The organism is Mesorhizobium sp. M0159, assembly GCF_040322295.1.
GTDB lineage: Bacteria > Pseudomonadota > Alphaproteobacteria > Rhizobiales > Rhizobiaceae > Mesorhizobium.
In genome coordinates this window covers 88,106-109,055 of the sequence record NZ_JAMYTF010000002.1, presented here as the reverse complement: position 1 = coordinate 109,055, position 20,950 = coordinate 88,106, and the positions used below count along the sequence as shown (strand labels likewise).

27 protein-coding genes are annotated in these 20,950 nt (G+C 63.7%); 7 read left to right on the top strand and 20 right to left on the bottom strand.

The window, feature by feature from the left end:
• Window positions 1-22: 22 nt before the first annotated feature.
• The 4 genes from NKJ32_RS02450 to gcvA form a co-directional block, all read right to left on the bottom strand.
• Window positions 23-847 (bottom strand): carbohydrate ABC transporter permease, encoded by an 825-nt coding sequence (locus NKJ32_RS02450; protein WP_023676992.1) that lies wholly within the window; start codon window positions 845-847, stop codon window positions 23-25.
• Window positions 848-1,054: 207 nt separating this feature from the next.
• Window positions 1,055-1,927 (bottom strand): carbohydrate ABC transporter permease, encoded by an 873-nt coding sequence (locus NKJ32_RS02445; RefSeq protein ID WP_023676993.1) that lies wholly within the window; start codon window positions 1,925-1,927, stop codon window positions 1,055-1,057.
• A 114-nt stretch (window positions 1,928-2,041) separates the two neighbouring features.
• Window positions 2,042-3,352, bottom strand: coding sequence for an ABC transporter substrate-binding protein (locus NKJ32_RS02440; protein WP_352826744.1), 1,311 nt, complete (start codon window positions 3,350-3,352; stop codon window positions 2,042-2,044).
• A 212-nt stretch (window positions 3,353-3,564) separates the two neighbouring features.
• Window positions 3,565-4,476, bottom strand: a complete 912-nt coding sequence (gene gcvA / locus NKJ32_RS02435; protein WP_292662413.1) for a transcriptional regulator GcvA — start codon at window positions 4,474-4,476, stop codon at window positions 3,565-3,567.
• Between the two features lie 110 nt (window positions 4,477-4,586).
• Between gcvA and NKJ32_RS02430 the strand changes: the two genes are divergently transcribed.
• The gene (locus NKJ32_RS02430; RefSeq protein ID WP_254815832.1) at window positions 4,587-4,772 is read left to right on the top strand and encodes a hypothetical protein; all 186 of its coding nucleotides are present in this window, start codon (window positions 4,587-4,589) and stop codon (window positions 4,770-4,772) included.
• A gap of 75 nt (window positions 4,773-4,847) precedes the next feature.
• Here the strand turns inward: NKJ32_RS02430 and NKJ32_RS02425 are convergent, their stop codons facing one another.
• Window positions 4,848-5,807 (bottom strand): sugar-binding transcriptional regulator, encoded by a 960-nt coding sequence (locus NKJ32_RS02425; protein WP_352826743.1) that lies wholly within the window; start codon window positions 5,805-5,807, stop codon window positions 4,848-4,850.
• Between the two features lie 362 nt (window positions 5,808-6,169).
• On the opposite strand from NKJ32_RS02425, the gene NKJ32_RS02420 reads away from it, so the two are divergent.
• Window positions 6,170-6,802 (top strand): HAD family hydrolase, encoded by a 633-nt coding sequence (locus NKJ32_RS02420; protein ID WP_023676998.1) that lies wholly within the window; start codon window positions 6,170-6,172, stop codon window positions 6,800-6,802.
• A 22-nt stretch (window positions 6,803-6,824) separates the two neighbouring features.
• Here NKJ32_RS02420 and NKJ32_RS02415 read toward each other — a convergent pair whose 3' ends face one another.
• The 7 genes from NKJ32_RS02415 to ureC form a co-directional block, all read right to left on the bottom strand.
• Window positions 6,825-7,592, bottom strand: coding sequence for a class II aldolase and adducin N-terminal domain-containing protein (locus NKJ32_RS02415; protein WP_352826742.1), 768 nt, complete (start codon window positions 7,590-7,592; stop codon window positions 6,825-6,827).
• Between the two features lie 83 nt (window positions 7,593-7,675).
• The gene (gene ureG / locus NKJ32_RS02410; protein ID WP_352588667.1) at window positions 7,676-8,317 is read right to left on the bottom strand and encodes an urease accessory protein UreG; all 642 of its coding nucleotides are present in this window, start codon (window positions 8,315-8,317) and stop codon (window positions 7,676-7,678) included.
• Window positions 8,314-8,754 (bottom strand): DUF3995 domain-containing protein, encoded by a 441-nt coding sequence (locus NKJ32_RS02405; protein ID WP_352588669.1) that lies wholly within the window; start codon window positions 8,752-8,754, stop codon window positions 8,314-8,316. The genes ureG and NKJ32_RS02405 overlap by 4 nt, the downstream gene beginning before the upstream one ends.
• Window positions 8,751-9,440 carry an urease accessory protein UreF gene (locus NKJ32_RS02400; protein WP_352577617.1) on the bottom strand — a complete coding sequence of 230 codons (690 nt, stop codon included), beginning with the start codon at window positions 9,438-9,440 and terminating at the stop codon, window positions 8,751-8,753. Before NKJ32_RS02400 ends, NKJ32_RS02405 begins: the two co-directional genes overlap by 4 nt.
• On the bottom strand, window positions 9,433-10,017 hold the full coding sequence (locus tag NKJ32_RS02395; protein ID WP_352588672.1) for an urease accessory protein UreE: 585 nt from the start codon (window positions 10,015-10,017) through the stop codon (window positions 9,433-9,435). Before NKJ32_RS02395 ends, NKJ32_RS02400 begins: the two co-directional genes overlap by 8 nt.
• 57 nt (window positions 10,018-10,074) lie before the next feature.
• A complete protein-coding gene (locus NKJ32_RS02390) occupies window positions 10,075-10,668 on the bottom strand; it encodes a hypothetical protein (protein WP_023677004.1) in 594 nt (197 codons plus the stop codon).
• A gap of 47 nt (window positions 10,669-10,715) precedes the next feature.
• Window positions 10,716-12,428, bottom strand: coding sequence for an urease subunit alpha (ureC, locus tag NKJ32_RS02385; protein WP_031211834.1), 1,713 nt, complete (start codon window positions 12,426-12,428; stop codon window positions 10,716-10,718).
• Between the two features lie 179 nt (window positions 12,429-12,607).
• On the opposite strand from ureC, the gene NKJ32_RS02380 reads away from it, so the two are divergent.
• Complete coding sequence (locus NKJ32_RS02380; RefSeq protein ID WP_023677006.1) at window positions 12,608-12,991, top strand: hypothetical protein; 384 nt, start codon at window positions 12,608-12,610, stop codon at window positions 12,989-12,991.
• A 126-nt stretch (window positions 12,992-13,117) separates the two neighbouring features.
• Window positions 13,118-13,612 carry a hypothetical protein gene (locus NKJ32_RS02375; protein WP_352492191.1) on the top strand — a complete coding sequence of 165 codons (495 nt, stop codon included), beginning with the start codon at window positions 13,118-13,120 and terminating at the stop codon, window positions 13,610-13,612.
• 26 nt (window positions 13,613-13,638) lie between these two features.
• Here the strand turns inward: NKJ32_RS02375 and NKJ32_RS02370 are convergent, their stop codons facing one another.
• Genes NKJ32_RS02370 through NKJ32_RS02350 form a run of 5 tightly spaced genes read right to left on the bottom strand, consistent with a single transcriptional unit; the run spans window position 13,639 to window position 16,010 of the window.
• Window positions 13,639-13,944 carry an urease subunit beta gene (locus NKJ32_RS02370; RefSeq protein WP_023677008.1) on the bottom strand — a complete coding sequence of 102 codons (306 nt, stop codon included), beginning with the start codon at window positions 13,942-13,944 and terminating at the stop codon, window positions 13,639-13,641.
• 7 nt (window positions 13,945-13,951) lie between these two features.
• A complete protein-coding gene (locus NKJ32_RS02365; RefSeq protein ID WP_352637364.1) occupies window positions 13,952-14,545 on the bottom strand; it encodes a HupE/UreJ family protein in 594 nt (197 codons plus the stop codon).
• Window positions 14,546-14,580: 35 nt separating this feature from the next.
• Window positions 14,581-14,838 (bottom strand): DUF1272 domain-containing protein, encoded by a 258-nt coding sequence (locus NKJ32_RS02360; RefSeq protein WP_352492190.1) that lies wholly within the window; start codon window positions 14,836-14,838, stop codon window positions 14,581-14,583.
• A gap of 19 nt (window positions 14,839-14,857) precedes the next feature.
• Window positions 14,858-15,160: an urease subunit gamma gene (locus NKJ32_RS02355; protein WP_023677011.1), complete on the bottom strand. Its 303-nt coding sequence runs from the start codon at window positions 15,158-15,160 to the stop codon at window positions 14,858-14,860.
• A gap of 28 nt (window positions 15,161-15,188) precedes the next feature.
• Window positions 15,189-16,010, bottom strand: a complete 822-nt coding sequence (locus tag NKJ32_RS02350) for an urease accessory protein UreD (RefSeq protein ID WP_502902685.1) — start codon at window positions 16,008-16,010, stop codon at window positions 15,189-15,191.
• Between the two features lie 223 nt (window positions 16,011-16,233).
• On the opposite strand from NKJ32_RS02350, the gene NKJ32_RS02345 reads away from it, so the two are divergent.
• The 3 genes from NKJ32_RS02345 to NKJ32_RS02335 all read left to right on the top strand — a co-directional run bounded on the left by NKJ32_RS02345 (window position 16,234) and on the right by NKJ32_RS02335 (window position 18,542).
• The gene (locus NKJ32_RS02345) at window positions 16,234-16,488 is read left to right on the top strand and encodes an acyl carrier protein (protein ID WP_023677013.1); all 255 of its coding nucleotides are present in this window, start codon (window positions 16,234-16,236) and stop codon (window positions 16,486-16,488) included.
• Window positions 16,489-16,492: 4 nt separating this feature from the next.
• Window positions 16,493-17,701 (top strand): beta-ketoacyl-[acyl-carrier-protein] synthase family protein, encoded by a 1,209-nt coding sequence (locus NKJ32_RS02340; protein WP_352588683.1) that lies wholly within the window; start codon window positions 16,493-16,495, stop codon window positions 17,699-17,701.
• Between the two features lie 136 nt (window positions 17,702-17,837).
• Window positions 17,838-18,542, top strand: a complete 705-nt coding sequence (locus NKJ32_RS02335) for a glutathione S-transferase family protein (protein ID WP_023677015.1) — start codon at window positions 17,838-17,840, stop codon at window positions 18,540-18,542.
• 178 nt (window positions 18,543-18,720) lie between these two features.
• Here the strand turns inward: NKJ32_RS02335 and NKJ32_RS02330 are convergent, their stop codons facing one another.
• From NKJ32_RS02330 to NKJ32_RS02320, 3 genes are all read right to left on the bottom strand, one after another.
• Complete coding sequence (locus NKJ32_RS02330) at window positions 18,721-18,936, bottom strand: hypothetical protein (RefSeq protein ID WP_352826741.1); 216 nt, start codon at window positions 18,934-18,936, stop codon at window positions 18,721-18,723.
• 70 nt (window positions 18,937-19,006) lie between these two features.
• Entirely contained in the window at window positions 19,007-19,627 is a 621-nt protein-coding gene (locus NKJ32_RS02325; RefSeq protein WP_352826740.1) for a nucleoside triphosphate hydrolase, read from the bottom strand.
• Between the two features lie 76 nt (window positions 19,628-19,703).
• A complete protein-coding gene (locus tag NKJ32_RS02320; RefSeq protein WP_352826739.1) occupies window positions 19,704-20,810 on the bottom strand; it encodes a hypothetical protein in 1,107 nt (368 codons plus the stop codon).
• Between the last annotated feature and the right edge of the window lie 140 nt (window positions 20,811-20,950).

Sequence of the window (20,950 nt, the reverse complement as noted above, 5' to 3'; positions counted from 1 at the left end):
GTTTTGCGTCAGGCGATGCCCGCTACTTTACCGCACCGAATGTCAGGCCTCGGACCAGCTGCTTCTGGCTGAACCAGCCCATGATCAGTATCGGCGCGATCGCCAGCGTCGAGGCGGCCGAAAGCTTGGCCCAGAACAGCCCCTGCGGGCTGGAGAAGGAGCTGATGAAAGCGGTGAGCGGCGCGGCCTCGGTGGTGGTCAGCCGGATCGTCCAGAACGCCTCGTTCCAGGCGAGAATGATGTTGAGCAGCATGGTCGAGGCGATGCCGGGGACCGCCATCGGCGTCAGCACATAGATGATCTCGTTCCAGAGCGATGCGCCGTCCATGCGCGCCGCTTCCAGGATCTCGCCCGGGATCTCGCGAAAATAGGTGTAAAGCATCCAGACCACGATCGGCAGGTTGATCAGCATCAGCATGACCATCAGGCCGATGCGGCTGTCGAGCAGACCGGTATCGCGGAAGATCAGATAGATCGGAAACAGCACGGCGACGGCCGGCATCATCTTGGTGGAAAGCATCCACATCAGGATGTCCTTGGTGCGTTTGCCCGGCGAAAACGCCATCGACCATGCCGCCGGTATGGCGACGAGCAGAGCCAGGATGGTCGAGCCGACCGACAGGAACACCGAGTTCAGGAAGAATTTGAAATAGCCGTTCTGCGCCTGGACCTCGGAATAGCTCTCCGTGGTTCCCGACGGGAACAGGTTGAAGCCCTGGATAGCCTCCTGCTCCGACTTGAACGAGGTGATGATCGTATAGAGGATCGGGAAGAAGATCAGCAGCGCGACGATCCAGGCGGCCGCGGTAGCAATCGTCTTGTGCTGGGTGGTGACTGCACGTGCCATGGTCAGGTCCTCCCTATCGGCGATGTTGGCGGCAGGGTCGACCCCCACTCCGGTTTGCTGCGCAAACCACCTCTCCCCCGATCGACGGGGTAGAGGAAGGGCGCGGCTTCGATGCAGGCCTTTCCTCTCTCCCGGGCAGGGGGAGAGGTGTCCCGCGCAGCGGGACGGAGTGGGGGTGGTTCAGCGCACGTGCCATCTTATCCTCCCTTATTTATCCAGGTTCTTGCCGACAGCGCGCATGGCGAAGAAGGCAACGATGTTGGCGAGAATGACGGCAATGATACCGCCGGCGGACGCCTGGCCGATTTTGAACTCCAGCAATGCCTTCTGATAGACGAGGAAGGGCAGGTTGGTGGAGGCGTAACCCGGGCCGCCATTGGTGGTGACGAGGATCTCGGCATAGACCGACAGCAGGAAGATCGTCTGGATCAGGATGACGACGGTTATGGCGCGCGACATATGAGGCAGCGTCAAATAGATGAAGCGGCTGATGAAGCCGGCGCCGTCCATTTCGGCGGCTTCCTTCTGCTCGACGTCGAGCGACTGAAGCGCGGTCAACAGGATCAGCGTAGCAAACGGCAGCCATTGCCAGGCAACGATGATGATGATCGCCAGGAGCGGGTGCTGCCCGAACCAATCGATCGGCTGCCCGCCGAAGAAGCGCGCAATATCGGCGAAAACCCCGTACTGCGGATGCATGATCATGTTCTTCCAGACCAGTGCTGCCACCGGTGGCATGACGAAGAACGGCGAGATGACAAGGATGCGGACGATGCCCTGTCCCCACATCGGCTGATCAAGCAGAAGGGCGAGCAGAATACCGCCGATCACCGTGATCAAAAGCACGCTGACGACGATGGTGAGCGTGTTGAGGATCGACTGCAGGAATGCCGGGTTGGAATAGAACAGCGCGTAGTTCGAAAACCCGACGAAGCCGTCGCGCATCGGATTGAGCGGGTTGTATTGCTGGAAGGAAAACCACAGCGTGAATGCCAGCGGCACAATCATCCAGACCAGCAGCAGCACCACGGATGGCGCCATCATGAAACGGGCAAGCGAACGGGTCTGCTGAGTAGCCATGACGGTCACCCTTCGAGGTCGGCCAAGTTTTTCAGCGGTGTGAAAGCTGGCCGCCCGAACTGGGATTCGGGCGGCCGTTGCCGGTCGCCATTGGCAACCGGCACCGGGAGGAGCTTACTTGATGTAACCGCCCTCGGTCATCGTCGCGGTGGCGGCGTCCTGCGCCTGCTTCAAGGCATCGTCGACGCTCGACTGGCCGGCAAGTGCCGCCGAGAAGAGCTGGCCGACGGTGGTGCCGAGACCCTGGAACTCAGGAATGGCGACGAACTGGACGCCGACATAAGGCACCGGCTTGACGGTTGGGTGCGTCGGATCGGCGGAGTTGATCGAGTCCAGCGTCATCTTGGCGAAAGGTGCTGCCTTCTGGTATTCGGGATTGGCATAGAGCGACGAGCGCGTTCCCGGCGGAACATTGGCCCAGCCTTCCTTCGAGGCGACGAGCTCGGCATAGTGCTTGCTGGTTGCCCAGGATACGAACTTTTGAGCGGCGTCGGCCTTCTGCGTGCCGGCGGGGATGGCTAGCGACCATGCCCACAGCCAATTGCCGCGCTTGCCGAGGCCATTGTCCGGCGCCAGCGCATAGCCGACCTTGTCGGCGACGGTGGAGTTCTTCGGGTCGGAAACGAAGGAGGCAGCGACGGTAGCGTCGATCCACATGCCGCATTTGCCCTGCTGGAACAGCGCCAGGTTTTCGTTGAACCCATTGGACGACGCGCCCTCGGGGCCGTCGGCTTTCATCAGGTCGACATAGAACTGCAGCGTGTTCTTCCATTCGGGCTGGTCGAATTGCGGCTTCCAGTTCTCGTCGAACCAGCGCGCGCCGAACGAGTTCGACATGGCGGTCAGGAAGGCCATGTTCTCGCCCCAGCCGGCCTTGCCGCGCAGGCAGACGCCGTTCACGCCGTTGGCGCGGTCGGTCATCTTGTCGGCGGCCTGCTTGATGAAGTCCCAGGTCGGTGCATCGGGCATCTTGAGCCCGGCCTTTTCCACCAGGTCCTTGCGGTACATGACGAAGGAGCTTTCGCCGTAGAACGGGGCGGCGTAGAGCTTGCCGTCGACCGACAGGCCGCCGGCTATGGCCGGGATGATATCCTTGACGTCGTAATCGTCGCCGAGCTTGTCGAGCGGCAAAAGCCAGTTCTGCTTGGCCCAGATCGGCACTTCATAGGTGCCGATGGTCATCACGTCGTACTGGCCACCCTTGGTGGCGATGTCGGTGGTGACGCGCTCGCGCAGGACGTTTTCCTCGAGCGTGACCCACTGCAGCTGAATGTCGGGATTTTTGGCGGTGAAGTCGTCGGTCAGCTTCTGCATGCGGACCATGTCGCCATTGTTGACCGTGGCGATGGTGATGGATTCGGCATGCGCTGCGAAAGCGAGGGCGCTGGCCGAGAACAGGCCTAGGGTGAACGTGCGAAGTTTCATCAAAATTCCTCCCATAAACCAAGATGAGCATTTGCCTTGGCTGTGAGCAATTACTCACTTGCGATGAATTATGTCAAGACGGATTCGTTGCTGCAGCGCAGCACGCCGGGTCTCGTGCAGCGGCAAGCCTGGGACGTTTGCGGCATGTCTGACGAAGGATTCGGCCGGGCTGATTGGGCCCGGCGCTTTGCTCGGGCTTGCTGGGATTCAGCCTACTGGCAAGCGATCTCGCTCAGGATCCAATCGCGGAAGGCGCGGATCTTCGGCACGTTGCGTCGTGCCGTCGGATAGACCAGCCAATAGGCGTGGCCGTCGTCACCGACCAGATCAAAGGGCTGGATCAGGCGGCCGTCGGCAAGTTCGGTCTTGAACAGCGCCTTGGTAACGATCGCCACGCCGTGGCCGGCAATCGCGGCATTGGCCTCGTAGGCCTGCGCGCCCATGCTGGTGCCGGGACGCTTGGCCAGCTCCTCGACCGGCAGGCCGGCGGCGGCAAACCAGTCCCGCCACCAGATGTCACCCGGGTCGAGGATCGGCAGCCGCAGCAGGTCGGCCGGCTCCTTGACGCCGCCGATGCTTGCCGCGAGCTTTGGACTAAGGACCGGCGTGAAATCGGCCCTGAAAAGCATATGGGTCTCGACGCCCGGCCAGTTGCCGCCGCCGGAGCGGATGGCGATGTCGATATCCTCTCTGGCAAAGTCGACAACCCTGTTCGAAGTATCGACGCGCACCGCCAGCGACGGATGCGCGACCTGGAACGAACCGAGATGCTGCGCCAGCCAATTGGAGGCAAATGTCAGCAGCGTCGAAACGCAAAGCACGCCGTCGGCGCCGGTGCGCGCGGCGGCATAGGCGCCGCTCAACAGCGCGAACGCCTCGCTGACCGCGGGCGCCAGGCGCTGGCCGGGTTCGGTCAGCACGATCTGTTTTGGCTGGCGCAAGAACAGGGGCGCGCCGATGCGCTCCTCCAGAAGCTTGATCTGATAGCTTGCCGCCGCCTGCGTCATGCCAAGCTCCTGGGCGGCCTTGGTGAACGAGAGATGCCGCGCCACCGCCTCGAACACCCGGATCGCCTGAAGCGGAGGAAGCTGCGAAACCAGCTGTCGTGAATTGAGCTCCGGCATAAGCCCTCCTTATGGGCAGTGATCGACGTTTGATTGGCGGCACCGGCCGGTCCTACCGATATTCCGTATTGAAGATCAATTACGCCTAGAGATAGCGAAGGCTGACGATCATGACCACAATACAGGAAAAGCTGCTTCTTGCTCCAGCCCATGGCTGGTTTTCACGGTTGGCGCGGGGGTTGGCAAGGCACGCGGCGCGGAAACGGGCCTATCTCGACGTCCGGGAGCTGCCGCCGCATCTGCAGCGCGACATGGGCTTTCTCGACGGCAACGATCCTTGCGGCCGGCACCAGTAGTGACGCTCGTTTTATCGGGGATTCAGATGCGTTTCGACTTCACATGATCGTTTCCGACCGCCAGCGGCTCGGAGATCATGCGCCCGCCAGCAAGGCGGCGGCGGTCCGCTCATCGGTGATGAGGCCGTTGACCAGCCGCCGGTTGACGGCCGCGAAGATGCCCGGCAGCTTGCGGTCGCCCATGGCAAGCGCGATCACCAGCGACTTTTCGCGCGACGGCAGCGGCGCCGACGACACCCGATCATTGGTGATGCCCTCGATCATGCGGCCGTCACGATCGAATACCCAGCCGACGATCTCGGCGACGCCGCCGGCCTTCTGCAGCGCCTTTAATTCACCCTCCGAAATGAAGCCGTCCTCGTAAAGCGGCGCCTTCGGGCCGAGATCGCCGATGCCGACAAAGGTGACGTCGGCCTCGGCCGCAAGCGCCAGCGTCGGCTGGATCATCGGCTGGCTGAGCAGCATCTCGCGCTCCTCGGGCGAGGAAGCGATGACCGGCAAAGGCATCGGAAACGAACGCGCCTTGACCCTGTCGGCCATGGTGAAGATGACGTTGTAGAAGGCCGCCGAGCCGTCCGGCGAGATGTTGCCGGTCAGCGACACCACTTTGTGCTGCGGGCATTCCATCGGCGGCAGTTGCTCGATCGCGGCCTTCAGCGTGCGGCCGGTGCCACAAGCCATGACGAGACGCACCAGCCCCCGCAGCCGCCCGGCGAAGTCGGGCGCCCCCCCCACGGCGACGCCCATGACGGTGGAGGAAGAAGAAGGGTCGCTCGGCACCACCTCGACCAGATCGAGCGCAAAGCGCGATTTCAGCCGTGCCGCAAGGTCGAGGCAATTGGCGATCGGATGGTCGACGCGCACCTTGATCAGCCCTTCGGAGACTGCGAGCGACACCAGCCGCTGCGCCGTCTGCCGCGAGATGCCAAGCGTGGCGGCGATCTGGTCCTGGGTGTTGCCTGCGACATAATAGAGCCAGCCGGCACGCGCCGCGTCGTCCAGCCTGTTGCCGCCGCTGTCCTGCCGCGAATTCAAGTTCCTGCCTCCCAACCCCGCCGAGCATAAGAGGCGGAGCGCAGTAGTTTCGCAGGGAATGAACTTGCGCGCAATTGCCTATTGTAAGAGCAATTGCTTAGTGATGAAACTTGGGTGTTTGGAGCGAAGTGACAGGTCGACCCAGTCTCGTTGCAACAGCAAGACTGTCGAGGTCGCACCAATCCCGGTTCTAAAGCGCGTTGCGTTCGATCGGCCTCATGCGACGCGTTTTAGGTTCCTTTTTATGCATGTCGTCATTGCAAAACCGCTGCACACTTTGCGCGACATGCATTAGCGGGGGACGCGGCGGTTTATCTCGCGCGCTAAACGCTTTAAGGAATTTTTTGAGAATGGAGCCTTGCATGACGCCGAAAGCGGTTTTCTGGGATATGGACGGCACGCTGGTCGACAGCGAGCCGCTGCACGAGGCGGCGCTGATTGCGGCGCTGCACAGCGTCGGCATCGCGCCGCCGGCCGACCTGCATGAGCGCGTGCTCGGCATCGCCGCATGGCCGGTCTACGAAATGCTGCGCGACGAGTTCGGCCTCGACCTGCCTTTCGACGACTGGATCGTGCGCAAATACGATCACTATCTGCCGATGGCCGAAACGCTGACGCCACGCACCGGCGCGATCGAGATTTTCAATGAGCTGCTCGCGCTTGGCGTGCCGCAAGCGGTGGTGTCCAACTCGGACAGGCTGATCGTCGATGCCAATCTGCGCGCCGTAGGCCTCGTATATCCCGGCATGAAGACGGTCAGCCGCAACGACGTGCGTGAAGGCAAGCCGCATGCCGAACCTTTCCTGCGCGCCGCCTGGTTGGCCGACGTCGATCCCGCCGAGGCCGTGGCGGTCGACGACAGCGTGACCGGCGCCACGGCGGGGCTGGCAGCTGGAATGAAGACGATTTTCTGGCCAGAGGTGCCCATGGAGGGGCCGCCGGGGGCGATTGTCATCAACAGCGCCGGCGAATTGCGGGCCGAACTCGGGCTTTAAGCCAGGCCCGGCGGGACCGCGCTCAACTCCGGTAGGCAGGCTCCTGCTCGTCGAGGATCGCCTTCAGTTCGGAAAGGTGGCGCTCGGCCTGGCCGGGATAGTCTTCCTGTTCCCTTGCCGCTTTCTCCGCGATCTCATCCGACAGTACCCGCAGCGGCCGGCCGGTCCACAGCGCCTTGATATAGGTTTCGGCGGCGCGCTCGAAATAGAACATGCGGTTGAAGGTGTCGGCGACGCTGTCGCCGATGACCAGCACGCCATGGTTGCCCATCATCATCACCTTGACCTTCGGGTCGACAAGAAGCTGGGAGCAGCGCTCGCCCTCTTCCTCGAAGGCCAGCCCGCCATAATGAGCGTCGACGACATGGCGGTTGAAGAAGATCGCCGAGTTCTGGTCGATCGGCGGCAACGTCGAGTCGGCGAGCGAGGCAAGCACGGTGGCGTGGATCGAGTGGACATGCATGACGCAGCGTGCATGACGCACGTTGCGATGGATGGCACCATGCAGGCCCCACGCCGTCGGGTCGGGCGCATTCAGGCCGACCAGCGTGTCGGGATCATTGGCGTCGATCAGAAGCAGATCGCTCGCCTTGATGCGCGAGAAATGCACCTGGTTGGGGTTCATCAGGAATTGCGAGCCATCGTCGTTGACCGCCAGCGAAAAATGATTGGCCACCGCCTCGTGCATGTTGAGCCGCGCCGTCCAGCGGAAGGCGCAAGCCAGATCGACGCGCTCCTCATAGAACGGCAGGTTGGTCAGCACTTCCTTCTGCAGGCGGGCGATGCTCATCGTAACCTCCGTGAAAGAGGCGAGGATGCCGCGCGACTGGAACGCGCGCAACCGGTTTCGTTTGGTGCAGGCGAACGCGATTGCTATGCCGCCGTGCTGGTGGCAGTGCCGGCTCTCAGCCCGCCATACTCGACGATGAAATCTATCACCTCCTGAAGCCCTTTGCCGCGCGACAGGTCGGTGAAGCCAAACGGCCGTTTGCCGCGCATGCGGGCAGCGTCGCTTTCCATCACGTCGAGATTGACGTTCACATAGGGCGCAAGGTCGCTCTTGTTGATGACCAGGAAATCCGACCGCGTGATTGCCGGGCCGCCCTTGCGCGGGATCTCCTCGCCCTGGCAAACCGAGATGACATAGAGCGTCAGGTCGGCAAGGTCCGGCGAGAAGGTGGCGGCTAGGTTGTCGCCGCCCGATTCGATGAAGACGATGTCGAGATCCGGGAATTTTCTGGTCATTTCGGCGATCGCCTGCAGATTGATCGAGGCGTCCTCGCGGATGGCGGTGTGCGGGCAGCCGCCGGTCTCGACGCCGATGATGCGATCCTCGGGCAGCGCCTGAAGCCGGGCCAGCATCATGGCATCTTCCTTGGTGTAGATGTCGTTGGTGACGACGGCGATGGAAAACTCGTCGCGCAGCGCCTTGCAAAGCTTTTCGGTGAGCGTCGTCTTGCCGGAGCCGACCGGGCCGCCGATGCCGATGCGAAGAGGACCGTTGGCTTGTGTCATCTAGGGAACTCCGTGATGGCAAGAATGGCGAAGCCGAGCCCAATCAACAGACAGAGCGGCGAATAGTAGCTGACATCAAGCCGCGCGAAAGGCTGTTCGGGCGCCAGCCGGCGCCACCAAGGCGTGAAGCCGGCAATGCCGCGCGCCAGGAAGACCAGTGCGATGAGCAGCGCTGTGGCGGCGAGCCCGGCCTTGGGAAAGGGCGTGGCAAACACGCCTTCGAGCGCCATCGGCCACAGCGTCGCCAGGCCGAGGCAGGCGGCGACGGCGAAGCTGGCGAAGGGCGCCGGCATTTCGTCGACGCCACGGAAGCCGACCACCGCGCGGGCGCAGGAGGCAGCGTCCCTGCCCGGCCGGATGCCGCCAATGCCCCAATAAACATGCAGCGTGGTGATCAGCAGCAGGACCAGCGAGAGCGCGAAAGCGAGGACGATCATGAGCGGAACAGCCGCGAATACTGGGCCTCGTGCTTCATCGCCGTGACGTCGGAGATGAAAGCGCAGCCGCCGAGATCATCGAGGGTCGAGCCGGCAGCGCGGTCGGCCGTCGCCAGGGCAAGCGGTTCGAAGGCGGCCAGTAGCGTCATCGCGGCACTCTGGCCAACGATGCCAAGCCGGATCGCAGCCTGGACGAGATTGGAGAAGAAGGCCTGCAGAAAGGCCGCCAGGGCGTCCCGCAGCGCAATGCCGTGATCGCCGGCAACGGCGCCGACGGCAACGCAATAGGCGCATTCGGCCGGCAGGCGATCCAGCACTTGGCACGGCCAGGCGAAGGCCGCCTTCAGGAAAGCAGCGCCCTGCAGCATGGTCTCGGCATGGCGCTCGCGCGAGCCTGCCAGAGCTTCGGCAAGGGCGACGATTTCATCGAGATCGCCGGTTTCGCGCGCCCTGCGCCAGCTTTCGGCAAACAGCACCGCATCATTCCAGCCCGAACCCATCTCGACCAGCGTTTCCAGCCACGCGGCGAGCTCTTTGCTGTCGGCAACCAGCCCGGCATGCACGGCTTGCTCGAGACCATGGCTGTAGGAAAAGCCGCCGACCGGGAAGGAAGGCGACAGCCACGCCATCAGCCGCAACAAAGCAATATTGGAAGGCTGGGCAACGTTGGAAGGCTGGTCAGTCATGGTCATGGTCATGCGAATGGCTGTGGGAATGCGATTCGCTATGGCCATGGGAATGCGCTTCGGCGTGGCTGTGCGCATGCGCCTCGGCATGAGCGTGGCCGTGGCCGCCATGCCCGGAATAGGCGCCGCGCACCGGCTTGAACGGCTCGGAGACGTCGCTCACCGTGGCGCCCAATCCCTCCAGCATCGCCTTGATGACATGGTCGCGCAGAATGAGGATGCGCCCAGCTTCGATGGCGGCTGCGAGATGGCGGTTGCCGATGTGCCAGGCAAGCTCTGCCAGATGGACAGGGTCGCTGGCCCGGACGTCGTAGAGCGGCTCCTCGGCCGCGACGATCTCGATGTGGCGGCCATCCTCCAGCACCAGCCGGTCACTATGGTTCAAGGTCACCGGTTCGGGCAGGTCGACCAGCACCTTGTCGCTACGGGCCGTTTCGATGGCGCGACGGCGCAGATGCCGCTCGTCATGGGCAAGCACCGCACTGTCGTATGGCGTGGTGGTTCCGGCTTCGCCTGCGGCCAGGACGGAGACGGCGCGCGGGAATTTGGTGAAGTCGGTGCGAATATCGAGCTTCATGTAAAAACTGCCTCTCCCAAAAAGCCTAGCCTATCGCGTCCGCCGCCCCAATGGGGCTCAGACGATCGTGTCGAAGAGCCGCAGGATGAACGATATCTGATAGACGAGCGCGCCGGCGACAAAGGCGATGTGAAAGCGGCGGTCGCGCAGCAGGATCGCAATGACGCAAAGCGCGACGAAAACCGGCGTGCGGATCAGATATTCGACGCCAAAATGGGCGAAATGCTCCGGCCCTTTCAGCAGCGTATCGATCACGTCGAGCAGATAGGTCGCCGCCAGCAGGCCGAAGAACCAGGCCCGGCGCGAATAAAAGAAATCCTCATAGCTGGTGTAGTCCAGCATCGAATCCGGAAACAGCAGCGCGCAGAGCAGGAACAGCGTGACGGCGTAGAAGATGATGAACAGGTATTTGCCGAAGGTCCAATTCTCGATCTGGAACAGGCCGAACTCCCACCACCAGAAATGCACCAGCATTAAAAGCACCGACGCAACCCAGGCGAGGTGCACGGGATAGAGCCGGTATTGGCCGGGATGCTGGACGATGCGGGCGACCCCCGACAGCAGGCGGGTGACGCCGAGGCCGATCACCATGCCCAGGACGATGCGGATATGCGGGAAAATGTCGTGGGCGTAGGGGAGTTGCGGGTCCATAGGCCTGGCGCGGCATGTTCTACATCGGTCGTTCTAACGCCTGTGGTTCAGAACAGGAAGTAGCGTTGCGCCATCGGCAGCACGGTAGCCGGCTCGCATGTCAGGAGTTCGCCGTCGGCGCGGACCTCATAGGTTTCGGGGTCGACCTCGACATGCGGCGTGGCGTCATTGAGCACCATCGAATGCTTGCCGATGCCGCCGCGGGTGTTTTCGACCGCGACCATCTGCTTGTCGACGCCGAGCCTGCCGCGCAGGCCGGCGTCGAGCGCGGCCTTCGAAACGAAGGTCACCGACGAATTGGTCATCGCCTTGCCGTAGGCCCCGAACATCGGCCGGTAATGCATCGGCTGCGGCGTCGGGATCGAGGCGTTGGGATCGCCCATCGGGGCGGCGGCGATCATGCCGCCGATCAGCACCATGTCCGGCTTGACGCCGAAAAAGGCCGGATTCCACAGCACGAGGTCGGCGCGTTTTCCCACCGCCACCGAGCCGATGTCCTTCGACAGGCCATGCGCGATGGCCGGATTGATGGTGTATTTGGCGATGTAGCGGCGGACGCGGAAATTGTCGTTGTCGCCGGTCTCCTGCGGCAGCGAACCGCGCTGGCGCTTCATCTTGTCGGCGGTCTGCCAGCAGCGGATCGCCACTTCGCCGACACGGCCCATGGCCTGGCTGTCCGACGAGATGATCGAGAAGGCGCCGATGTCGTGCAGAATGTCTTCTGCGGCGATGGTTTCCTTGCGGATGCGGCTTTCGGCAAAGGCGATATCTTCGGGGATCGACGGCGACAGATGGTGACAGACCATCAGCATGTCGAGGTGTTCGGCCAGCGTGTTGATCGTGTAGGGGCGGGTCGGGTTGGTCGAGGACGGAATGACGTTAGGCAGGCCGCAGACCTTGATGATATCAGGCGCGTGGCCGCCGCCGGCGCCTTCGGTGTGGAAGGCATGGATGGTGCGGCCCTTGATCGCCGCGACCGTGTTTTCGACGAAGCCGGACTCGTTCAGCGTGTCGGTGTGGATCATCACCTGCACGTCGTAATCGTCGGCGACCGACAGGCAGCAGTCGATTGCAGCCGGCGTCGTGCCCCAGTCCTCGTGCAGCTTCAGCGAGCAGGCGCCGGCGAGCACCATCTCCTCGAGCGCGGCAGGCAGGGACGCGTTGCCCTTGCCCGACAGGCCGATATTCATAGGGAAGGCGTCGAAAGACTGGATCATGCGCGCCAGATGCCACGGCCCAGGCGTGCAGGTGGTGGCCAGCGTGCCGTGCGCCGGGCCGGTGCCGCCGCCGAGCATGGTGGTGATGCCCGACATCAGCGCTTCCTCGATCTGCTGCGGGCAGATGAAGTGGATATGCGCGTCGAAGCCGCCGGCGGTCAGGATCTTGCCCTCGCCGGCGATGATCTCGGTGCCGGGACCGATGATGATGGTGACGCCGCCTTGGGTATCCGGATTGCCGGCCTTGCCGATCGCGGCGATACGGCCGTCCCTGAGGCCGATATCTGCCTTGACGATACCGGCGGTGGCATCGACGACCAACGCATTGGTGATGACGGTGTCGACCGCGCCTTGCGCGCGCGACACCTGGCTCTGGCCCATGCCGTCGCGGATGACCTTGCCGCCGCCGAACTTCACCTCCTCGCCGTGAAGAGTGAGATCCCTTTCGACCTCGATGAACAGCTCGGTGTCGGCGAGCCGGACCTTGTCGCCGACGGTCGGGCCGTACATCTGCGCATAGGCGGCGCGGGTGATTTTAGCCATCAGCAATTGCTCCCGAAATACAGCCCGAAAATACCGCTTGTCGAAGCCGGGCCCCACATTGCCGCCATCCTATGGTCACGCAATGACCCGCTGAGCGACACTTTCCGATCCCATTTAGCGTTTGAGGTGGCCGGGCCACCCCAAAACGACCATTTGCCAATCGATGGAAAGGAACATCCATGCGCAAAACGACCCTTCTGGCAGCCGCCGCCACGCTGGTGCTCGCAACCGCCGCCAGCGCCCAGCAACAGCCTGCGCAGCAGCCCAGTCCGGCGCCGGCTGCGCCTGCTCCTGCCGCGCCCGGGGCGCAGCCGCAGGCGCCCACCATCCAGGCGATCAACGTCGTCGATATCAAGGATCTGCCCGCGGACACTCAAGCCAAGGTCAACGAGGTGATCGCCAAGCGCAGCGATGCCGACCTGCAGAAACTGCGCGGCTCGATCGACGCGACACCGCAGGTCAAATCCGCGCTCGAAGCCAAGGGGCTCACCTCGGCGCAGGTGATCGCCGCCAGCATGAGCACCAATGGCGCGCTGACGCTGATCACCAAGAAAGCGAGCTGACGAGACGAGGCGGCGGGCCGGCGCCCGGCCAGCCCGCCGCATCACAAAGGGAACCTTCACGGGGGACGTTACGTTTCGGTCCTGTCGCCCTGACACGAGCCTCGAAAAGGACCCTGAGAACGAGCGATGGCGATCACCACCTTCTCCGACACCAGATGGCTGCATGGGATTGCCGCGACCGCGTTTCTGGCAGCCAGCATTCCGCACGCCGCGCTGAACGCGCAGAGCCTCGACAGCGCCGAGACCGTCAACCGGATCGTCGGCTCGGAGGTCGGCCAGGAAGAGACCCAGACAAATGCGGAAGCCGGCAAGGTCAGTTCGGCGATCGACCGCACGCGTGAAAACATCGCCGCCGTGCGCAAGACATCCAAGCTCGACAAGGTCGATATCGTGTTTCTTACCGATGCCGCGCGCACTGAAGGCGGCCCGCCACCGGCGATCGAAAACAAGGTCAGGCAACATCGGGACGACATCGCCGAGCTGCGCAAGGAGATCGAAGCGAACGCATTGCTGTTCAACGCCATCGATTCGCGGCGAGTGCAAACCGAGGACGTTCTGGCGGTGGAATTCGACGATCCGGGAAAGGTCATCATCTATGCGGCGGCCAAGCCGCCCGGCTGAGCCGAAACTGCTCGACGCCTTCGATCTCACAGCGCGCCCATGATCTTCTGTTGAAATCCGTAGACCTCGCGCTTGCCGCCGAACGGCACCAGGGTAACGTCGCGCTCTTGGCCGGGCTCGAAGCGCATGGCGGTGCCGGCAGCGATGTCGAGGCGCATGCCGCGCGCCTTGTCGCGATCGAATCTCAGTCCCTCATTGGTCTCGAAGAAATGATAATGGCTGCCTACCTGGATCGGCCGGTCGCCGCTGTTGGCTACCTTCAAAGTGACCGTCGCCAGACCCTTGTTCAGTTCGATCTCGCCGCTTGCCGTGATGATTTCGCCGGGGATCATCGCGGCCTCACACGACGCCGAAAGCGAGGCCGGCGCCAATCGCGGCACAAGCGGCGCCAGCGGCGCGGGCAAGCCCGCGGAAGCGCCAGCCGAGGCCGAGACCGGCCGCGATGCCGACGGCGTGGAGCAGTGCCGTGGCAACGGCAAAGCCTGCGATATAGCCGAGCCCAGCGGCATTTTCAGGAACCTCGGTGCCGTGGGCGTAGCCATGGAACAGCGCGAACAGGCCGATGACGGCGACGCCGGCCGAGACGGGAAGATCGACGGCGAGCGCAACCAGCAGCCCGAGTGCCACGACGGACGCCAGTATCGCCGGCTCGACGAAAGGCATAGGCACATGCAGCCTGCCGAGCACGCCGCCGGCCAGCATGACGCTTACGAAGGCCAGCGGCCATGCCCAGGTCGCTTTGTCGCCCTTGAGCGCGGCCCATAGCCCGACGGCAATCATCGCCGTCATGTGATCGAGGCCGGAGAGCGGGTGGGAGAAGCCGGCGGTGAAGGACGAAACCGTGCCCACGCCGACATGGGCATAGGCTGGCATAGCTGCCGCCAGCAGCAGGACCGCCGACAGCGTCGTGCGTTTCATCGTAGCGGGGATCATCGGCGTAGCTTCCATCTTCGAGATCATCATGCCTCTCACGCCGCCTTGCGGGCCGGACCACAGCCCTCTGCCTTGAGGACGCGCTTGGTGGAGGCCGGATATTTCTTCAGCAGCGCTGCCGGACGGATAGGGCGGGCCGAGAAGTTGCCGCCGCAATTCGGACAGGCGCCGCCGAGCACGTTTTGTGCGCAGTCGGCGCAAAAGGTGCATTCGAAGGTGCAGATCACCGCATCCGTCGCATCGGGCGGCAGATCCTTGTCGCAGCACTCGCAGTTGGGACGCAGCTCAAGCATTTTCCTCTCCTTGGCGGTGTTATCTGATCGGCTCGTGCACGGTCACCAGCTTGGTGCCGTCTGGAAACGTCGCCTCGACCTGCACATCGTGGATCATTTCTGCAATGCCTTCCATCACCTGGGCCCGGGTGACGACATGGGCGCCGGCCTCCATCAGCTCGGCGACCGCGCGGCCGTCGCGGGCACCCTCGACGACGAAATCGGTGATCAGCGCGATCGCTTCCGGATGATTGAGCTTGACGCCGCGTTCGAGCCGCTTGCGGGCCACGATCGCGGCCATGGCGATCAGCAGCTTGTCTTTCTCCCTCGGCGTCAGATTCATGCTTTTTCCTGCGGTGGCACAATCGAAATCAGAGTGACCATAATTTGGGCAGGCCCGCCCGTCCGTTGAGCAATTCGACAAGCGGCACCAGCCGCTTGCGGAGCTGGTAGCCGTCCTCAGCGAACAGCCTCGCAAGAAGCTTGCCAGATTTCCGCACGCTCCAGAAACTGACGCCGCCCTGGCCGCCGACTATGCCCCGGGCCGGCTCGAGCAAAGCCTCTGCCCGTGGCGATACCATCAGCAGCGTCGCCACGGCGACGGCACCGCCGGCCGCTGCGGGACGGTTCAAGGTGGCCGCAACGTCCGGCCCGATGCGGAACTCCTCTGCATGGACCAGCGCCCCGTCCTGGCGGACGCGCCAGCGGTCGTGGAAATGGCCTTGCGAAGCCCGTTCACCCATGGCCAGGCGGCCGAAGACGGTAGCCTCCAGGATCAGCGCCTCGGCTCCGGTGGCAAGCTCCACGTCAAGGCTGCGGGCAAAGGCCGAGCGGTCGAAGACGATGGTTTCCTGTGGCAGCCAGGCAATGTGGCCGTCTTCCCCGACAGTCAGCTGCACCCGCACTTCGGCGCGGTCGGATGCGGCGCGATAGATTTTCTCGCAGGCCTGCGTTGTTATGGTTGCGGAGGCGCCGGCACCGACATCGACCTCCCAGGCGAGACGGTCGCCACCGGTCAGCCCACCGGCGGTGTTGATCAGGACGGCTTCGAGCGGATCGGCCGAGACCGCCGGCATGCGGATCTTGGCCGAACCGTCCTGGTACAGGCGCCGAAGACGCGTGCGGCCTCCGTTCCAGTCGCAGCCAAGCCGCGCGACGCCGGCAACACGCTGGGCCGGCGGCACTGAAGTCAAGCTATATGCGATCGTATCCACGACACCAACGTTAAGCACTGCGGCGGCTTTGTCGATATATAGCTTGTTGCTTGACAGCGTTTCGGTTTCTATAGAGGGAGCCACCTTGGTACGGTCACCGGCGCCTGGCGGGGGTAAAAGGCGACGATGACGACGTAATCGAGGACAAAAGGGGCGCTGATCAGTTGGCGTCGGGAAACGACAGAGTTGGGGAAGAAACCGAATGGCTGACCAGCTGGCAAACGATATCATCGCCAAGATCAAGGCTCATGCCGAGCCGGGCGGCGAGGAAATCACCACCAGTACCGAACTGACCGCCCTTGGCATCCATTCGCTGGAACTGACGGAGATCATCTTCGATCTCGAGGAAGAGTATGGCATCGAAATCGAGATGAACACTGTCGATGCCTGGAGCAATCTGAAGAATGTCGGCGACATGGTCGAGGCGGTTCGCGCGCTGATCGCGAAAAAAGCCTGACTGAATGCACAAGCGCGTCGTCATCACGGGCATCGGCGGATTATGCGGGCTCGGCACCAATGCACCGGCAATCTGGAATGAAATGCGCGCCGGCCGTTCGGCAATCGGCGCGATCGACAATCCGCTGCTGCATGATCTGAAGGTCAAGGTCGGCTGCGAAATCAAGGCGCTTCCCGAGCACGGCATCGACCGCAAGCAGGTCGTGTCGATGGACCGCTTCAGCCTTCTGGCGACGATCGCCGCGCGGGAGGCGGCACAGCAGGCGGGATTGAACCCGCACGCGGCCAACACCTACCGGATGGGCACCATCGTCGGCGTCGGCGTCTGCGGCTGGGAGGCAATCGAAGAGAACTATCGCGCCATCCTGCTCGAAGGCAAGAACCGCGCCGGCATCTTCACCGTCCCGAAAGTAATGCCGGGCGCTGCAGCCGGCCATGTCAGCATGAATCTTGGTCTGCGCGGGCCGGTGTTCGGCATCACCTCTGCCTGCTCGTCATCCAACCACGCCATTGCCTCGGCGGTCGATCAGATCAGGCTCGGCCGGGCCGACGTCATGGTCGCCGGCGGCACCGATGCGCCGCTGGTCTGGGGCATCCTCAAGGGCTGGGAGGCCCTGCGGGTATTGTCGCCGGACACCTGCCGGCCGTTTTCGGCCGACCGCCAGGGGCTCGTGCTCGGCGAAGGCGCCGGCATGGTGGTGCTGGAAACATATGAGCATGCCATGGCGCGCGGCGCCGCCATCCTTGCCGAAATCGCCGGCGTCGGCCTTTCCGCCGACGCCTCCGATATCGTCGCGCCAACCATCGAAGGGCCTGAGGCGGCGATGCGCTTCTGCCTCGTCGATGCCGGGCTCAATCCCGAGGACGTCGACTATCTCAACGCGCATGGCACCGGCACCAAGGCCAACGATCAGATCGAGACGGCGGCGATCAAACGCGTGTTCGGCGGCCATGCCTACAAGCTTTCGGTGTCCTCGACCAAATCGATGCACGCCCACTGCCTCGGCGCCTCCGGCGCGCTGGAAATGATCGCCTGCGTGATGGCGATCCGCGAAGGCATCGTGCCGCCGACCGCCAATTATCGGGAAGCCGACGCCGACTGCGATCTCGACATCACGCCGAACGTGGCGCGCGAACGCACCGTGCGCACCGCGATCAGCAACAGCTTCGCCTTCGGCGGCACCAATGCGGTGCTGGCGGTCAAGGCCGTGTGACCGCACCCCTTGCGGGTCCTTCACCGGGGCCGGCGAAACTTTCCATGCGCATATTGATCGCGCCAGGCGTCGCGCCTAACTCTCTGCGACCCGCCATGACCGTGCCGCTCGGCGCGGTCCCCCACCAGGAGTTTCGATGACCGATCTGTCCGCGTTTCCGATTGCCAGGCGCTGGCCGGCGAGCCACCCCGACCGCATCCAGCTTTATTCGTTTCCGACGCCGAACGGGGTGAAGATATCGATCGCGCTGGAGGAACTTGGCCTCCCTTACGAGCCGCATGCCGTCGATATCGGCAAGAACGAGAGCTGGACCCCGGAATTCCTGTCTTTGAACCCGAACGGCAAGATACCGGCGATGATCGATCCGGACGGCCCGGGCGGCAAACCGATCGGCTTGTTCGAATCCGGCGCCATCCTGCTTTACCTCAGCGACAAGACCGGCAAGCTGGTCCCGGCAGACGCGACGCTGCGTTATGAGACGATCCAGTGGGTGTTCTTCCAGATGGCTTCGATCGGGCCGATGTTCGGCCAAGTCGGATTCTTCCACAAATTCGCCGGGCGCGAAATCGCCGACAAGCGCCCGCTGGAACGTTATCGCGACGAGTCGCGACGGCTGATCGGCGTCCTCGAAACGAGGCTCAAGGGCCGCAGCTGGATCATGGGCGACGATTACACCATCGCCGATATTTCGATGCTTGGGTGGGTGCGCAATCTGATCGGCTTCTACGAGGCGCGGGAACTCGTCGGTTTCGACGATTTCCCCAGCGTGGGCGCATGGCTGGAGCGTGGCCTCGCTCGTCCAGCGGTGCAGAGGGGCCTCACCATTCCGGCCAGAAGCTGATCTTACGCCGATTCCGCTCGGCTATTTTGCTTTGGTCCGGGGTTTCTTGCCGACTACGGAAGCGGCAAGCGACGCCGCACCTTTGGCGGTGGCAAGCACGGCACCAGCGGCGACGTTGGCCGTCGTTTTGACGGTGCGCATTGCGCTGCCTGCGATCGATCCTCTGCTTGCCGGCTTTTTAGGGCTGGCGGCTTTGGGAGCTGCGGCTTTGGTCGCAGCAGGCATCACCTTTTTCGGCGCTGCCTTGCCAAAGCTGGGCTTTGCCGCCTCCTTGGAACGCGCCGCCGCTGCCGGACCGGCGCTGGTTTTCGCGCGAGTTGCTTTTGATCGTGTTGCCCTGCCCTTGGCGGGCGCAGGCTTTCTTGCCATGGTTTCCATCGAACGGTTCCCTCATGGGCACAATTGCCGTGTCCGGGATAACGGCCTGAAACTGTCAAGGTTCCGGCCGGGCGGTTCCTTGCAAGTCAGGCCAGGTCGCCGACCACCAGGTCGGCGGGCCGCCGACGGGCAAGCACGCGGTCGATGTTCGGCATATCGTTAGAGGCGATCCAGGCGCGCGCGTCCTCGTCGGAGCGGCTGTGCTCGTGCCATCGCGCCAGCAGTCGGCGCTCGAGCTCGGCGCGCGGCACATCGACGAAGATCGAGAAGTCGAACAGCGGCGCCAGCCGCGTCCAGGGTTCCTCGTCGAGCAGGAGATAATTGCCTTCGACCAGAATGAATTTGGTGTCGGCGGCGACAATCGCAGCGGCGGCGCGCGACAGCTCCATGCTGCGGTCGAAGACCGGGATGGCGATATCCGGCTCGCCGGCGCGGATGCGCTTCAGCAGCGTTTCGAAGCCGGCAAAATCAAAGGTTTCCGGAGCACCTTTTCGCGCGCGAAGGCCGCGTCGATCGAGAACGACGTCATCGTAATGGAAGCCATCCATCGGCACGACTTCCGCCGTGCCTTCCGGCAGCAGGTCGTGCAAGCCTGCCGACAATGTCGATTTGCCGGCGCCGGGCGGACCGGCAATGGCAACGATGAAGCGCGGCGCCTTGCCGGCGCGCTTGAAAATGGCAGCAGCGATATGGGCGATTTCTGACATTGGCCCCCTTACGGTGGTTCTGGCGCATTTTGGCGGCAGTTTTCGAAAATTTCAAACGCCGGATTGTGCCAAGCCTTCAATCGGGCCTGGATTGACCGATCCGCAGGAAATCGCCGTCGAAGGCGATGTCGCGCACGGCACCGTCAGCCGCCAGGATGCGCATGCGGCCCGGCGAGGTCGTGACGTCGTGCGGCGGCTCGCCGGATGGCCATGGCAGTGCGCCGATGACATGGCGGAACGAAAAGCGGCGCCCTTCGGAAAGGGCAAAGGCGGTCGCCACGCCTTCGCGCTTCAGCCAATTGTCGCCGAGCGATGCGGCGTGGCCGACGGCCGTGCGGCCGTCCTCGATGCCGAGCACGCCGCGGTGGCGGCCACTCCATGGCGCATAATCGCGCCCGCCATTGCTGACCCACAGCATGGTGACCGGCAGTTCGGCCGGGTTCTTCAGCACCAGCACGAGATCGGCTTCCGCCTGGCGCGCCAGCGCGGTCCAGCCCGGCCCGCCATGATCGGCCTCGACCAGCGTCACGAAGTCCTCACGCAGCTGGTCCATGCGATAGGTGGTCAGGTCAATCGTGCCGCCGTTGGCGGCGGGAAAGCGCGTCAGGTCGGCGGTTCGCGCCGGGTAGGCGAGCAACGAGCGGCCGCGGGCCGGATCGGGCTCCGGCGCCTCACTCGGCGTTGCGGCAAGGCGCTTGGGCGAGAAGGCCAGCCTGCCGCCGGCCGTCATCACCGTCATCGGGTGGTGGGCGACGGGAATGGCGCCGGCGCCGCCGGAAAAGACGTGCTCCTGATAGAGAAAGGGATGATCGTCGCGCACGATCAGGATCTTGTCGACGGTTGCGCCCATGACCGGGCGCTGCAGGCGGAAGACGGCGCGCCAGCCGTCGGCCGTTGCCGCGCTGTCGACGACGTCCCAGCGACTATTTGCCGGCCAGCCATGCAAAGGTGCCGCTTCGACGTCGCTGATCGAGAACGGCGCGCAGAGGAAATCGCCGGACAGGTGGACCGTCCCTTCAGGCAGGTCTTTCGGCAGCATCTCGCGCGGCTCGCCGACCCAGGGTGCGCGATGCAGCGGCTTCAGCCGGCGGCCATCGATATCGACCGTCATGTCGGCGAGATGGCCGACGGCAAGATCGACCGATACCGAAATGCCCTTCGCCGTGATCGTGACTGTATCCATGTGCACCTACCGATTCTGCCAGCCCGATTCTGGCGGCCCGATTCTGCCGGCGCCAGCAAAGCCCACTCGCCGCCGGTTGCGCAAGCGCGGTGGCCGGCAATTCACATCAGGCGGCGCCACGTCGGCCTGTGGACAGGGCA

Coding starts and splice junctions, on each gene's coding strand:
- gcvA (WP_292662413.1), bottom strand. CDS start 4,476: ATGCCGGAGCTCAATTCACGACAGCTGGTTTCGCAGCTTCCTCCGCTT.
- ureG (WP_352588667.1), bottom strand. CDS start 8,317: ATGACACAAGCCAACGGTCCTCTTCGCATCGGCATCGGCGGCCCGGTC.
- NKJ32_RS02420 (WP_023676998.1), top strand. CDS start 6,170: ATGACGCCGAAAGCGGTTTTCTGGGATATGGACGGCACGCTGGTCGAC.
- NKJ32_RS02370 (WP_023677008.1), bottom strand. CDS start 13,944: ATGATCCCCGGCGAAATCATCACGGCAAGCGGCGAGATCGAACTGAAC.
- NKJ32_RS02390 (WP_023677004.1), bottom strand. CDS start 10,668: ATGGACCCGCAACTCCCCTACGCCCACGACATTTTCCCGCATATCCGC.
- NKJ32_RS02450 (WP_023676992.1), bottom strand. CDS start 847: ATGGCACGTGCAGTCACCACCCAGCACAAGACGATTGCTACCGCGGCC.
- NKJ32_RS02320 (WP_352826739.1), bottom strand. CDS start 20,810: ATGGATACAGTCACGATCACGGCGAAGGGCATTTCGGTATCGGTCGAT.
- NKJ32_RS02400 (WP_352577617.1), bottom strand. CDS start 9,440: ATGACTGACCAGCCTTCCAACGTTGCCCAGCCTTCCAATATTGCTTTG.
- NKJ32_RS02345 (WP_023677013.1), top strand. CDS start 16,234: ATGGCTGACCAGCTGGCAAACGATATCATCGCCAAGATCAAGGCTCAT.
- NKJ32_RS02330 (WP_352826741.1), bottom strand. CDS start 18,936: ATGAGGGAACCGTTCGATGGAAACCATGGCAAGAAAGCCTGCGCCCGC.
- NKJ32_RS02365 (WP_352637364.1), bottom strand. CDS start 14,545: ATGATCCCCGCTACGATGAAACGCACGACGCTGTCGGCGGTCCTGCTG.
- NKJ32_RS02335 (WP_023677015.1), top strand. CDS start 17,838: ATGACCGATCTGTCCGCGTTTCCGATTGCCAGGCGCTGGCCGGCGAGC.
- NKJ32_RS02340 (WP_352588683.1), top strand. CDS start 16,493: ATGCACAAGCGCGTCGTCATCACGGGCATCGGCGGATTATGCGGGCTC.
- NKJ32_RS02355 (WP_023677011.1), bottom strand. CDS start 15,160: ATGAATCTGACGCCGAGGGAGAAAGACAAGCTGCTGATCGCCATGGCC.
- NKJ32_RS02440 (WP_352826744.1), bottom strand. CDS start 3,352: ATGAAACTTCGCACGTTCACCCTAGGCCTGTTCTCGGCCAGCGCCCTC.
- NKJ32_RS02405 (WP_352588669.1), bottom strand. CDS start 8,754: ATGATCGTCCTCGCTTTCGCGCTCTCGCTGGTCCTGCTGCTGATCACC.
- NKJ32_RS02395 (WP_352588672.1), bottom strand. CDS start 10,017: ATGAAGCTCGATATTCGCACCGACTTCACCAAATTCCCGCGCGCCGTC.
- NKJ32_RS02325 (WP_352826740.1), bottom strand. CDS start 19,627: ATGTCAGAAATCGCCCATATCGCTGCTGCCATTTTCAAGCGCGCCGGC.
- NKJ32_RS02445 (WP_023676993.1), bottom strand. CDS start 1,927: ATGGCTACTCAGCAGACCCGTTCGCTTGCCCGTTTCATGATGGCGCCA.
- NKJ32_RS02380 (WP_023677006.1), top strand. CDS start 12,608: ATGCGCAAAACGACCCTTCTGGCAGCCGCCGCCACGCTGGTGCTCGCA.
- NKJ32_RS02360 (WP_352492190.1), bottom strand. CDS start 14,838: ATGCTTGAGCTGCGTCCCAACTGCGAGTGCTGCGACAAGGATCTGCCG.
- ureC (WP_031211834.1), bottom strand. CDS start 12,428: ATGGCTAAAATCACCCGCGCCGCCTATGCGCAGATGTACGGCCCGACC.
- NKJ32_RS02415 (WP_352826742.1), bottom strand. CDS start 7,592: ATGAGCATCGCCCGCCTGCAGAAGGAAGTGCTGACCAACCTGCCGTTC.
- NKJ32_RS02375 (WP_352492191.1), top strand. CDS start 13,118: ATGGCGATCACCACCTTCTCCGACACCAGATGGCTGCATGGGATTGCC.
- NKJ32_RS02430 (WP_254815832.1), top strand. CDS start 4,587: ATGACCACAATACAGGAAAAGCTGCTTCTTGCTCCAGCCCATGGCTGG.